Source organism: Streptomyces sp. NPDC001068, assembly GCF_042897315.1.
Classification (GTDB): Bacteria; Actinomycetota; Actinomycetes; order Streptomycetales; family Streptomycetaceae; genus Streptomyces.
The window spans coordinates 89,489-101,854 of the sequence record NZ_JBIAYD010000015.1 but is presented as its reverse complement, the minus strand read 5'-3'; the positions used below and the strand labels follow the sequence as shown (position 1 = coordinate 101,854).

Sequence of the window (12,366 nt, the reverse complement as noted above, 5' to 3'; positions counted from 1 at the left end):
GCGAACACACCGGATGAGGTCTTGGCGGACCGGTGGCACGGTGTCGGCTGCTGTCCCCCTACGGGGAACCGGGAAAGCACCGGCCGCACCACGGGGTCTCCGGAGCACCAGTCGCGTCACGGAGACTCCGACGCTTCGGCGGCGCCACGGAGCCCCCGGCGGCCTCACCGTCGTCCGTCGACGTGACGACACCCGTCGCGGGTGCGGCTGGCGTGCGTGACCCAGGTCGTTGGGATGCGGTTGCCGGGCGGTGAACACCGCTGTCGTCCACGGCCACAGAGGTGGACTGCCGAGCACCCTCTCGCACAGGCGGCCCGGGCGACGTCCTCGGCGGCGGTGAGAAGTCGCAGCTGTGAGAAGTCGCACGCCGTCATACGTGTGCTCAGCCGGGGTGCCCGTACGTGTGACCTGAGGACGGCGCGGGCGCGGCTCCGGCGAGCGGGCACGACACGCGAGCACGGCAGTGCGCACCCACGTACGGAACGCAGATCCCCCGTCCGCCGCACGGACGACGCGGGCGTGCTGCGACAGGAGTTCAGCGGACGCGCCGACGCCTTCGCGTGGACAACCGCCGAGCGGAACCTGCTGCCGGTCCTGGCCCAGGACCGGCGCCACGATCCGTACGGCGAGACGCTCCGGCAGCAGCTGACGTCGGCACTGGAGATGACCCCGCGACGGCACGGCCGCTAGGTCGCGAGAGGCCGCACACCGGCGACACGCCTCGGCTAGGCGAGCGCCTCGGCGGGGACGTGCCGCGGAGTCTGCGCAGGGCGTTGTGCTGGCGTGACTTAACCGTGCCCGCCGGTATGCCGAGGATGTCGGCCGTCTCCTTGATCGTGCGGTCACAGAGGTAGAGATGGACGAGGACCGCCCGGTGCTCCGGCGACAGCCTGTTCAGCGTGGGCTTGGCCACCATGATGTGGTGCACCGCCTCCATGTGCTCGGTCCCCGAAGGCGGATCGTGGTACGTGCCGCCCACGACCTCCTTGCGCCGGTGCGGTTTGCGCACCCAGTCGACCACCAGGTGACGGGTGACGGTGAAGAGCCAGCCCTCACCGAACCCTCCGTCCCGAGCAGGCGGTCCATGTTCCGCCATGCCCGGATGATCGTCTCCTGCACGATGTCCTCGGCGAGCCCCCGGTCCCCCAGCATCCGCTCCGCGTACGAGACCAACCCGTCCCGATACTCCCTCATGATGACCCCGAGAAGATCCGAACAGGTTGTTGTCGTGGGGGGCGTTGCCATCGTTCTCCGAGCCGTCCTGGTTCTCTGTCATACGTGGTGATACGAGGCGGGAAACAACCTCGGCCCGCGCACTGTAGACAGACAGGAGTTTCCGAAGACTGCCGTACTTGTGACGCCGACGTGCCGCGGAAGCGCCGTCCGGGACGGCACCGCCTCACACGGAGCGCACGTCACACGACGCGCACGTCACACGGAGCGTTCGAAACTGGCCCAGGCGACGTGCGACTCGTGCAGGGTGACCGCGACCTGCGAGATGCCGAGCGCGTTCTTCCCGAGCGCACCCTGGTGGATACGGTCGACCAGACGGTCGGCGATCAGTGCCGCGAGGTATTCCGTGGAGGTGTTGACCCCCTTGAACTCCTCCTTGTCGTCGAGATTACGGTAGTTGAGGTCGTCGATCGCCGAACGGAGCTCGGTGCCGGCCAGACCCATGTCGACGACGATGTTGTCGTCGTCCAGCTCGCTGCGTCGGAACGTGGCGTCCACGAGGAACGTAGCCCCGTGCAGCCGCTGAGCGGGCCCGAAGACCTCGCCCTGGAAACTGTGCGCGATCATCATGTGATCACGGACGGTGATGCTGAACATCGGATCTCTCCCCTGACTGTGAAAACCGCCGCACGCCGTACGGGACGGGCGGCGGTGGCTCCGCTTGGATACGTGCGCGGGTGCGTTCCGGGGTAGGGCGCACGCGTCACGACGGCCGCCGGACGGAAACACATGTGAATCGTGATCCGCGCAGCGGACCGACACGGCCCCGCCCGGATGACGAGCAACACCGGCGCAGGGCAAGGAGCATACCCGTCGCGTGTGCCCCTCGGCTCACACCTCTCCCGTGCATGTGAGCTGCCATGTCGGCGGGCTGTCAGGACGAGGGCCGCGCATATCCCCACCGATCTGGATAGCATGCGCAGCGTGATTGATGAGAGGGAGTGAACGGTAGTGACCAGCCAGTCAGCCGGCACGCTCCGATCGCGGTATGCGGAACAGGCCGCGTCGGATCTCGAGGAGAATCGCCAACGGCAGCGGGAACTCATCGAGGAGATCTCGAAGCTGCAGCAGGAGGAGTCCCTGCTGGTGGACATTCTGACTCTCGCCGAACGCTACGAGAACCCGTCGGACGCGTCGCGCCCGGCCGTGCAGGCGCAGAGCCGGTCCGCGCCACGCAAGCAGCGGCGTTCACCCGCCGCCGCCCACGCCAGGGGCCAGGTCACGGGCACATCGTCCGAGGTGAAGGGCAAGGCGCACCAGCCCCTGCTCGTAGATCTCCTGATCGAGCTGCTCGGCGACCACGGCGAGCCCTGCCTGGCCAGGGAGCTGCGAGAGGAGTTCCTGCAGAAGCACCCCGACCGGGCGCCGACACCCCAGGTCGTACGGAACACGCTCGAGTCGCTGGTGGCCAAGGGCCGGGTCCAGCGGCACCGGCAGCGGCGCTCCGTGATGTACACCCTCAGCCAGCCCGGGGAGAGCGGGATCTCCGGCGCATAGCCTGCCGTGTGTTCCCCCGGACGATCATCTTTAATTTTCTGCGCAACCAAAAGTGGACCGGCCACTTGTTCGGTTTCGCTGTTCGGCGTGGAGAAACACCACGGACGGGACGGATGACAGCGACCAGGCGTTTCCGCTGCGCACACGGCTGATCCATTTTAGTTGCGCCTACAACTACAAGGCGCATGGAAAATACCATCGTCTCCAAGGCGGCACTGTCGAGCCCGGGACCCTGCGTATGCCCGCACTCCCCACACGCATCGCGGAACCCGGAAGGTTCACGCCCTTCCGACGCCCGGGAGGGAGCGGTCGGCCCTGACGTCGTGGGCGATCGTCTCGAGGACGAAGTCGTGCACCATCCGGCTGAAGCGGCCCGGTTCCTCGATGTGCGCCACTTCGGATCCGGCGGTCCGCAGTCGCGACCCCGGGACGGCCTCGTGCAGCTCCCGTGCCCGGCGGTACGCGTCGCCGGACGTGTTCCGTCCCGTGATGACCAGCGTCGGGAGCCTCACCGCCGCCAACCCCGGTGGAACACCGGCGCGCAGCGGGCGCAGGTCCTCGTCCAGCCCCGAGATGTACGCGGCCCGCCGCCCGCCGTCCGGGAGGCCCTGTTCGGGACCGGGTTCCGGCGTTCCTTCGTAGAGGATGACGCCCGCCAGGCGCTCCGGCCGCTGCAGGGCGTGGTGGGCGGCCACCAGTGCTCCGTCGGCGTGTCCGAGAAGATGGACCATCCCCGTGGACAGACGGTTGATGAGGACCTGCAGGAAGCGGCTGTAACGGTCGCGGGTGTAGCCGTGCGGATGCGAGGGCAGACGTCCCGATCCGCCGGTGCCGATGGGCTCGACGTAGACCATGGTCAGGTGGCGTTCCAAGGCGGGGACCCGCAGGTGGTCCCAGAACAGGCCGGGTCCTCCGGGATGGACGACGCACACCGGTCCGGTCCCGTGCACGTGATAGCGCTGCGTGATGCCGCCCAGCCGGAAGGAGTGTTCGCCCGGTGCGAGCGGACCGGCGACGGCGGACGGAGGATCCGTTGGGGCCACTGGGGTTGGCATGAAACCTCCGCATCGTGAAGTCGTGCCTCTGCCAACGACACGGATCTCCGGGGGGCCAAAGGTTCGTTCACGGGTGTGTGAGTCACGTCATGCCCCGCCCGCGCCACCGCAACGCCCCGCACCGCAACGCCCCGCACCGCACGAATGCCGGATGCCGACCTGCCGTCCGGTTACGCTCCGGCGGCCCGCTCGTGCTGATGCGGCGCAGGGCCTGCGTCTCCGCCGTCCCGGCGCACGCCCGACCAGAAGCCGATCAGGGCACCGGCCGTCTCGGCGGGACGCTGGAGGTTCGGCGAATGCCCGGTGCCGGCCAGCACGGTCCGGTGGGCTCGCAGCCGGATGGCCATGTCCTCCGGCTGCGCCGCCGTCCAGGTGTCGTCCTCGTCGCCGGAGATGACGTGTTTGGGCAGCGAGGTGAGGGCATGATGAAGGGCCGGTCCGGGTAGCCGTGCGCCACCCCGGAACCGGCAGGGGAGGGCGGCCGCGGCGCGGCGGCGGCCGGGCACGCGCCGGCCGGATGCCAGGCCCCGGACACCGTTCGGAACAGACCCCCAGGAGAGCTGAGTGACCGCTGGCCTCCACGCCCCCGGCCTCCGCTGCCCCGCCCGCCGGCGCCCGGAACCTCGCGGGGCCCCTCGCTCCCGTCACGTCGCAGCTCGGGGGCGGCGGCATGTCGGTCGCGCTCCTGGACGAGCGGACCCGGAAGTGGGCCGCCGACGACAGGCGGGAACTCACCGCCCGCGAACACGACCTGGCCACCGCCATGGTGGAGAACAGCGACAACGACGCCACCAGCACCCTGTGGGCCACCATCGGGCGGGCCGGCGGTCTGGACAAGGCGAACGAACGTCTCGGCCTGAAGCAGACCAAGGGCGGTGAAGGCACCGTATGGGGCCTGACCCAGACCACCGCCGCGGACCAGGTCCGCCTGCTGCAGGACGTGTTCGGGAGCGTCTCGCCGCTCGACGCCGCTTCCCGGGCCACCGTGCGGCACTTGATGTCCCACATCGCGACGGACCAGGACTGGGGCGTGTCGGCGGCGGCGGACACCGGCACGTCCACCGCCCTCAAGAACGGCTGGCTGCAAAGGAGCCAGACCTCGTTGTGGGACGTCAACAGCATCGGCCGGATAGAGAAGAACGGCCGGATCTTCTACGTGGCCGTGCTGATGAACGGCGCCGACACGGAGCAGCACGGCATCGGTCTCGTGGAGCAGGCGGCACGGGCCGCGGTCACGTCGTTCGCCAAGTCCCTCGACCGGGGCGCCACTCCGTGATCCTGTGGCGGACCGCCGACGGGCCCGCCCCGGTCCGGTGAGAGACGACGGGCGCGGAGACGGTGGTCCGGGGTCAGCCGGTGGCCGTCCCCGTGTCGGCCAGCCGGTTGAGCAGTTCCAGGAGGAGCAGCTTCTCGCCGGGACTGAGCGGGAGTTCCGCGTCGTCGGCGAGGGTGGCGCGCAGCGCCATGGCGGGACCGGCCGCCTTGCCCGGCGTCCCGGTGATCTCCGGTTCGGCGGCGGATGCGGTGATGGCGTCGAGGACCATGTCGCGGGACACCTGGGCCGTACCCGGGTCGCGTTGCTCGGGCGGAGTGCTGATGAGGGTGGAGACCACGCCGACGCCTGCCGCGTGCATCACGGCCGTGGCCCGCTCGACGGTCATGCGCAGACGACCGGTCACGGCGACGCGCGTGATCATGCGCTGCAGTTCGGCGACGGCCTTGCGACCGGCGCGGGACAGCCCTCCCGAGCGCGAAGGTCCGAAGACCAGGGCGTAGTAGGCGGGCTGCATCAGCCCGAACTCGACGTGCAGGTCCCAGGCGGCTCGCAGGTCGGCCACCGGGTCGTCGCTCTGGGGCAGCCGGCTCTTGGACCGGAGATACCGCTCGAAGCCGTAGTCGGCCAGCGCCTCCAGCAAGCCGTCCTTGTCCTTGAAGACCCTGAAGATCGTCGGCGGGAAGACGTCGGCGCGCGCCGCCACCGCCCGCACGGACATGGCTTCGAGGCCGTCCTTCTCCAGTACGTCCGCAGCGGCCAGGACGATCTTGCGCGTCAGCGCCTCCGGGTTGCGGTCGTCCATCATGTCCACGCTCATGAATCAACGGTACCAAATCCACCGAACCATCGGTTTGAACCAGTGTTACGCTCAAAGCGCGACCACTGATTCACCAAGGGACGGACCGGCCGGCAACGGTTTCACCATCGGCGTCTCCCCCATGCGCCCGGCGAGCCGTGGCACGCTGCGCATCACCTCGGCGGATCCGTACGCGCCGCCGCTGATCGACCCGAACTACTTCGCCGCGGAGGAGGACCTGCGGGTGGTGCTGTCCGGGATCAAGGCGGCACGCGGAATCGCCTGGTCGCCCGCCCTCGCGGAGTGGGGCATCGAAGAGGTGAGCCCCGGACTCAACGCGGTGGACGCGCGGTCGCTCAGCGACTTCGCCCGTCGGCACTTCGGCTCGTACTGCCATCCTGTCGGCACCTGCATGATGGGCGAGGACGAGGTGTCCGTCGTGGACTCCGCGTTGCGCGTCCACGGGCTGGACGGGCTGCGTGTCGCCGACGCGTCCGTGATCCCGTCCATTCCCTCCAGCAACACCAACGCCACCGTGTACGCGATCGCCGAGCGGGCCGCCGACCTACTGCGCGGGCGCTGACCCGCCGCACCGGCAGCCCCTGGGGGACACACTCACCCCGCGATGGAGGTCCGGAAGTGGTGACGACGGGCACGGGAGTCGCGTCAAGCCGGTCGGTCAGATGCCGGCGAAGGCGGACATGAGTGTGTCCGTGCGGAGCTGAAGCTCAGGTGTCTCAGCTCCGGTGACGCTGACAGAGACCTCCTCGCCGCCGACGGCTCGCGCGAGGGCAACCTGCACGGTCGCGTTCGTGCCGACCACGGCATACCTGTACCAGCTGCCGGATACCTCGTCGTCGGTCTCCTGGACGCCGGCTTCGATGGCCTGCCAGTCGGTTTCGTCGAAGTCGTATCCGACGTAGCGGGACAGCAGCTCGAGGAAGGCTCGCAGGTTGCGGCTCCAGATCCATCCGGCGATCGGGTCGGACACGCGTCACCTCTCTCCATGAGGCGCACAGCATGACAGACGCGGTTCGCCTCGGGCAGCACGGCGAACTGGAGCACGCACCCGGCCGGCCACCACCGCACGGGCGCGCGGCGGGCCGGCCGGTCCGCGGCAGGTCAGGCGATCTCGGAGTCGATTCCGGTGATCACTGCGGGGCCGAGCGGCACGCCGTCCGCGTCGAGCCCGGCGTCCCGCAGCGCGGTGTCCGCGAGCCGCCTCGCCTCGCGCTCCGCGTCGGCGTTGCTGTCGGCTTCCACGGTGAGCCGGAGAGCGAAGGTGTTGTCGTCGTTGACGGCGAGCACGTCCAGGTCCTCGGCGCTGCCCATTCTGGTGCCGTGCGGATCCGCGGGCCGCAGCGCCCGCCCAAGCCGCTGCCGGGCCGCGTCGTCGACGCCGGCGGTGAACGTACCGGGCACGGTGATCACGTAGGTGGTCATGACGATCCTTCCGTCGGGTGCCACACCGCCTACCCCGAATCACGGCAAGGAGTACGTCCGTACCCCCGGGCGGCCTTGTCCGCGCGGCAAGCTGTCTCGTGAATGAGCCGACAGGCCCTCCGAGTCGCCTTCCAGTCCCGCCGAGTCACCGACATGCCGGTGGGGTGGAGCGGGTCCGGGACCCGCTCCACCCCACCGCTGCCGAGGGCGCGGGGACTGTCAGCCCGTTGCCCCGTCCTCCCAGTGATGCACCGCGGTGATCGCGGTGACGTCGCCGGAGTACACGAGGGCCACGCGGTGGTTGAACTGGATCGTGTACATCGTCTTCGCACCGGTCACGACCGTGCCGCTGGTCTTGAAGTAGTCGACCGTCGCGAACGGCGCCTGGGTGGCGACGTACGCCTGACCGGCGGGAATGCCGTACCCGCTGATGGGGGCCTGCGCCGAGGCGCCCAGACCGGCCGGGTACTCCGAAGCGTCCGGGTAGCTCGTCCCGTAGACGGACACCGGTCCGGTGCCGGCGGCCTTGATGACCTTCACGCCGTAGACCTGCTTGGTGTTCCGGCCGTCGGGGTTGTAGAACCACACCTCGGCGCCGCTGTACCAGATGGCGGTCCAGTCGCCCTGCTCATCGGCGACGACGAACTGCTGGCCTGCCTGCGCGGTACTGCCCCAGTCGCTGATCTCGTCGGTGCCCGCGGCCGTGCCGTGGATCGCCTGGTCCCCGAAGAGCGGGGCCGACGCGTCCGGGGCGGTGCGCAGGTAGACGAAGTTCGACTTCTGGTCCCGCTCCGTGCAGGAGGGGGTCGCACCGGTCGGGTCGTCGGCCGGGCACACCCGGACCGTCTGCACGTTGGTGTCGAAGACGGGGTCGATGGTGACGACCGAGCCCACGGGAGCGGTGGCGCGTATCCCGCTGAGCGGCGCGCCGACCAGCTTCATGAAGTGGTCCCAGTCCCAGCTGGGACCCGGGTCCCAGTGCTGGTTGCGGACGCCGGACAGGCTCGGCCCCGCGACGTCGTCGTGGCCCAGGATGTGCTGGCGGTCCAGCGGTATGTCGAACCGGTGGGCCAGGTACTGCACGAGGTAGGCCGTGGACTGGTACTGGGCTTCCGTGTACCAGGTGGCGCCCTGCGCGGCGTAGCCCTCGTGTTCGATGCCTACGGAGTGCAGGTTCGTGGAGTAGTCGCCCGCCTGGAAGGCGATGTCCTTCGTGGGCACCATCTGCGTCACCGCGCCGTCCGAGGACCGCATGACGTAGTTCGTCGACACGCCGTTGGCCGGGTTGGCCAGACTGGCGACGCCGGAGTCGTACGTGCCTTCCAGGTCGTGGATGACGATGGTGTCGATCTTGATGCCGTTGGCCGGGCGGTTGGAGACCTGCAGTCCCGCCTGGGAACCGGGCACGAAGGTGCACGGCACGGCCGGCGGACACTCGGTGTCGGCGGTCGCCGCGTTCTTCAGATGGAGCCGGTCCACCTGGGCGAGAGCGGGGTTCACCGAGGGGGTCGCGGCGAGCCGGACCCGCTGGCCGTCCTTGGTGGTGACGCCCTTGCCGCTGCGCATGGTGGAGAACACGCGGTCCGCGAAGACCTTGGCGTCCTGCTTGTGCGACGCCTGGCTGTAGCGCGCGACGGCGCCGTACCACCGGGACGCGTCCTTTGGAGCGCCGCCGACGACTTGCTTCTCGTAGGAGGCCAGCAGGGCCGCGCCGCCCCGGATGTTCGCCGCGGGATCCTTGCGCAGCTCGTCCTCGGACAGACCGGTCAGCTTGGCGGCGGCCTGCAGCGTGTGCAACGCCGGGTTCGCGGCCATCGACTTCAGGTCGCTGCGCCCGACCGCGCCCGCGTCGCCCGTGGCCATCATGGCCGGGGTCACGTCGGTGAGGTGCATGGGCCCGTAGCCGCCGTCCGCACTGACCTGCGCCCCGTGCGACTCCCAGGCGGACTCCTGGTAGGCCAGACCGAGCAGGACGCTCGTCGGAACGTGGTACTCGGCGGCCGCCGAGGTGAAGTCCTGCTGGCGTGTGTCGAGAGAGCTGTTCGCGGTGCCGCCGGTGTCGGCCAGCGCGGTGAGTGGCTGAACGGCCAGGCCGCCCGCGGCCAGCGTGCCGACCGCGATGGCGACGAACACTCTCCGCCGCGTTTTCCTCTTGTGCAACGTGCTTGATCCTTTGTCGGAACTCAGAAGTTGAAAGTGGTTGAGCGCACCGCTGATCAGGTCGCCGGCAAGGAGCACGTGTGCCGGAGCCCTCGACGGCCGGTCGGGACAACTGACCGGCCACCTGCCGGTGAACCTGTTCCAACGCGTGCGGCCCACCCGGACAAGGAGTCCGGAAGGCCGTCGTCGAAGATCAAGGGACGAGGCACCCGCACCGGCCTCGTTGCCGGGCGCGCGCCCCATGACCGAGGCACCCCGCGGCAAAGCCGCCACGGGAAATTTGATTGACGATGCAATCATCATATGTGGTTGATGCACGGAAATACGTAGCCGGACAGCTACGAAAGTGTGAAGGTGTTGAGGGGGTATGCCGCGCCGGAACAGCCCGGCAGCCGCCACTGACCACGACTCCCACGGCGACGGGTTCTTCGTTGCTCACGAGGGATCCCTCTTCACGGGAGCGCGGACGGTTGGAGACCTCTCGCCACCTCGGCGGCATCCACGCTCACTTGAGCTGAAGGCGGCTCATCGCGCAGGCGCGGCCATGGTCGACGCCCGTCGAGGCCGCCCGATCCAGCACCCGCCGTCGCCCAGGATGCCGCAAGCGGGCCGCCACCGCGCCTTCATCGGAAAAACGCTCCCCGGTCACCACATGACCTGAGCGTTCGACAGTCGCCAAGTGCCTGACGGTCGATGGCCATCTCTCGTCCGCCCGGCCCGCCGAGCATCTGTCTAGCTTGTTCATTGCATGATCAAACACTCTGAAAGAGCTTTCATGTGCACTGATGGTGACAACCACACCCACGACTCGACCGGTCACAGCCGTCGAGGATTTCTGCGCAACGCGGCCCTCGCCGGTGCTGGGGCGGCGGTGACGGGGACCGGTGCGTCCGTGCTCGGTGCGTCGCCCGCTCTCGCCGCGGAGGCGGTCAAGCCCGGCAAGGTCGGGAAGTGGAATCCGGATCCGACGTCCCTCCAGTTCACCCTCGCCGTCATGCCGGACACCCAGTTCATGTACTGGGGCAGCCAGGACAGCGTGGACCGGACTCCGCAGGAGGAGTCTTTCCGCTACATCATCAACAACAGCGGGAACCCCGATCTCAACATCGTGTTCATGGCCCACCTCGGTGACATGACCCAGGACGCCGACCCGTCGTCGTTCGAGCAGGTCGACAAGGCGTTCGCACTGCTGGACGCGCACGGCGCCGCCTACAGCGTCGTCGCGGGCAACCACGACCTGAGCGGCGATGACACCCGCGGCGACACGACGTACCTCCAGACCATGGGCCCTAGCAGGTTCAGGCACTCGAAGACGTTCGCGGGCGCGGACAAGACCGGGTACAACACCGCGCACATCTTCCAGGCGGCCGGCCGCTCCTGGCTGCTGCTGGCCCTGGACTGGCGCACCACCGACCAGGGCTTCGCGTGGGCCGACGAGGTCATCAAGGCCCACCCGAAGATGCCCGTGATCCTCACGACGCACGACATGGTGTGGTCGAACTACGATGACAACGTTTTCCCGTACGAGTCCGGGGACCCGGAGGACAACGCCGGCCTCTCCGACCACGGCCAGACGGTCTGGGACAAGCTGGTCGAGGACAACGACCAGGTGTTCCTGACCGTCAACGGCCACTACTGGCCGCCGGCCCGCACCACCAAGAAGAACGCCGCCGGCAACGACGTGCACCTGCACATCGCCAACTACCAGAACCGGTACTTCGGCGGCGGCGGCATGATCCGCCTGTACCACTTCGACCTGGCCCGCAACACGATCGACGTCGAGACGATCAACCCCTGGATCCTCGCCCAGGAACCCGAGTCCCGCAACGCGCTGGCGGCCGAACTCGCCCGGGTGAGCGGCCCGGTCGACAACTTCTCGGTGCCGATCGACTTCGAGAAGCGATTCTCCGGATTCGACCCGATTCCGGTGCGACCGGCGCGACCGGCCTCCCGAGAGCTGGTGAAGGGCACGCTGGCGTACTGGCGCTTCGACGGCCAGGGCGCGCCCGGTACGGCCCTCTCCGAGGGGCAGCGGATCCGCGACCTGTCCGGCAAGGGCAACGACCTGACCGTGGTGAGCGTGCCCGGGACCGCGGCCGACGCGCTGACCTGGTCGGCCGACCACCACCCCGACCAGCCCGGCCACGCCAGCCTGCAGTTCGCCGGCGGACGCAACCCCGTGCACGGCGCGTACCTGACCACCGGTGCGACGGCCCCCCTGAACTCCGAGACGTTCCGGCGTGGTTACACGATCGAGGCGTTCGTCAGGATGCCGCTGGACTGGGACGCCGGGAAGAACGGCAACGCCTCGTTCCTCAGCCGCCGGGGCTCCGCCGGGGCCGCGGGCAAGCACGGCAAGAACACCGACCCCAACGAGCCGCTGGCCCAGTTCGCCATCACCAACAACGGCCGCGAGCCGCAGTTCAACCACTACCCGACGAACGACACCTACCCGACGACCAACTGGGGTCACGGCCTGGTGGAGCTCAAGTGGTGGCACCTGGCGGTGGTCAACGACGGCCGCTTCACGCGTCTGTACGTCGAGGGTGCGCCGGTCGTCGACAACCCGAACAGACTCTCGGTCGGCCTCACCTCGCTCGGACTGCCCTGGCTGGTAGGCGGCCACGAGTACGCCGGTGCCGTCGACGTCGTCTTCCACGGCAACCTCGGTGACATCCGCATCGTCGACCGACCGCTCGCCGCGAAGGAGTTCCTGACGGCCAAGTAGGAACAGGCCGGCGCCCTCGGCCCACCTCGACGGGCCGAGGGCGCGCCGACACACGACCGGCCGGTGACCACGAAGTCGGGCACCGGCCGGTCAGGGGTGTCACAGGAGCGGAAGCCGGCCGGCGCCGGCGGCCCTGTTCGGGCGGCCGCCGGGGCGGAGCGGAGCACGGAATCCGGGA

12 protein-coding genes and 2 pseudogenes are annotated in these 12,366 nt (G+C 69.3%); 5 read left to right on the top strand and 9 right to left on the bottom strand.

Annotated features, from left to right (window positions below; translation table 11 throughout):
* The first annotated feature begins 519 nt into the window (after positions 1 to 519).
* On the top strand, positions 520 to 690 hold the full coding sequence (locus ACFY3I_RS36340) for a hypothetical protein (protein WP_390865332.1): 171 nt from the start codon (positions 520 to 522) through the stop codon (positions 688 to 690).
* 124 nt (positions 691 to 814) lie between these two features.
* Here the strand turns inward: ACFY3I_RS36340 and ACFY3I_RS36335 are convergent.
* Together ACFY3I_RS36335 and ACFY3I_RS36330 are read right to left on the bottom strand one after the other, a co-directional pair.
* A pseudogene (locus ACFY3I_RS36335) lies at positions 815 to 1,096 on the bottom strand (RNA polymerase sigma factor); the annotation flags it as partial.
* Positions 1,097 to 1,431: 335 nt separating this feature from the next.
* Positions 1,432 to 1,830, bottom strand: coding sequence for a 6-pyruvoyl tetrahydropterin synthase family protein (locus ACFY3I_RS36330; protein WP_390865259.1), 399 nt, complete (start codon positions 1,828 to 1,830; stop codon positions 1,432 to 1,434).
* Between the two features lie 354 nt (positions 1,831 to 2,184).
* Here ACFY3I_RS36330 and ACFY3I_RS36325 point away from each other — a divergent pair, with 354 nt between their 5' ends.
* Positions 2,185 to 2,730: a hypothetical protein gene (locus ACFY3I_RS36325; protein WP_390865258.1), complete on the top strand. Its 546-nt coding sequence runs from the start codon at positions 2,185 to 2,187 to the stop codon at positions 2,728 to 2,730.
* A gap of 278 nt (positions 2,731 to 3,008) precedes the next feature.
* Here ACFY3I_RS36325 and ACFY3I_RS36320 read toward each other — a convergent pair whose 3' ends face one another.
* Both ACFY3I_RS36320 and ACFY3I_RS36315 read right to left on the bottom strand, forming a co-directional pair.
* Positions 3,009 to 3,785 carry an alpha/beta fold hydrolase gene (locus tag ACFY3I_RS36320; protein ID WP_390865257.1) on the bottom strand — a complete coding sequence of 259 codons (777 nt, stop codon included), beginning with the start codon at positions 3,783 to 3,785 and terminating at the stop codon, positions 3,009 to 3,011.
* Positions 3,786 to 3,955: 170 nt separating this feature from the next.
* Positions 3,956 to 4,378: pseudogene (locus tag ACFY3I_RS36315) on the bottom strand (alpha/beta fold hydrolase); the annotation flags it as partial.
* Between the two features lie 77 nt (positions 4,379 to 4,455).
* Here ACFY3I_RS36315 and ACFY3I_RS36310 point away from each other — a divergent pair.
* Positions 4,456 to 5,061, top strand: coding sequence for a serine hydrolase (locus tag ACFY3I_RS36310; protein ID WP_390865256.1), 606 nt, complete (start codon positions 4,456 to 4,458; stop codon positions 5,059 to 5,061).
* 73 nt (positions 5,062 to 5,134) lie between these two features.
* Here ACFY3I_RS36310 and ACFY3I_RS36305 read toward each other — a convergent pair whose 3' ends face one another.
* Positions 5,135 to 5,878, bottom strand: a complete 744-nt coding sequence (locus tag ACFY3I_RS36305) for a TetR/AcrR family transcriptional regulator (protein WP_390865255.1) — start codon at positions 5,876 to 5,878, stop codon at positions 5,135 to 5,137.
* Positions 5,879 to 5,999: 121 nt separating this feature from the next.
* On the opposite strand from ACFY3I_RS36305, the gene ACFY3I_RS36300 reads away from it, so the two are divergent.
* On the top strand, positions 6,000 to 6,440 hold the full coding sequence (locus tag ACFY3I_RS36300) for a GMC oxidoreductase (protein WP_390865254.1): 441 nt from the start codon (positions 6,000 to 6,002) through the stop codon (positions 6,438 to 6,440).
* 96 nt (positions 6,441 to 6,536) lie between these two features.
* Here the strand turns inward: ACFY3I_RS36300 and ACFY3I_RS36295 are convergent, their stop codons facing one another.
* The 4 genes from ACFY3I_RS36295 to ACFY3I_RS36280 form a co-directional block, all read right to left on the bottom strand.
* Positions 6,537 to 6,848 carry a hypothetical protein gene (locus ACFY3I_RS36295; RefSeq protein ID WP_390865253.1) on the bottom strand — a complete coding sequence of 104 codons (312 nt, stop codon included), beginning with the start codon at positions 6,846 to 6,848 and terminating at the stop codon, positions 6,537 to 6,539.
* Between the two features lie 131 nt (positions 6,849 to 6,979).
* On the bottom strand, positions 6,980 to 7,300 hold the full coding sequence (locus tag ACFY3I_RS36290; protein WP_390865252.1) for a hypothetical protein: 321 nt from the start codon (positions 7,298 to 7,300) through the stop codon (positions 6,980 to 6,982).
* 219 nt (positions 7,301 to 7,519) lie between these two features.
* On the bottom strand, positions 7,520 to 9,460 hold the full coding sequence (locus tag ACFY3I_RS36285) for an N-acetylmuramoyl-L-alanine amidase (protein ID WP_390865251.1): 1,941 nt from the start codon (positions 9,458 to 9,460) through the stop codon (positions 7,520 to 7,522).
* Positions 9,461 to 9,965: 505 nt separating this feature from the next.
* Positions 9,966 to 10,139, bottom strand: coding sequence for a hypothetical protein (locus tag ACFY3I_RS36280; RefSeq protein ID WP_390865250.1), 174 nt, complete (start codon positions 10,137 to 10,139; stop codon positions 9,966 to 9,968).
* A gap of 96 nt (positions 10,140 to 10,235) precedes the next feature.
* On the opposite strand from ACFY3I_RS36280, the gene ACFY3I_RS36275 reads away from it, so the two are divergent.
* Positions 10,236 to 12,188, top strand: coding sequence for a LamG-like jellyroll fold domain-containing protein (locus ACFY3I_RS36275; protein WP_390865249.1), 1,953 nt, complete (start codon positions 10,236 to 10,238; stop codon positions 12,186 to 12,188).
* Positions 12,189 to 12,366: the final 178 nt, after the last annotated feature.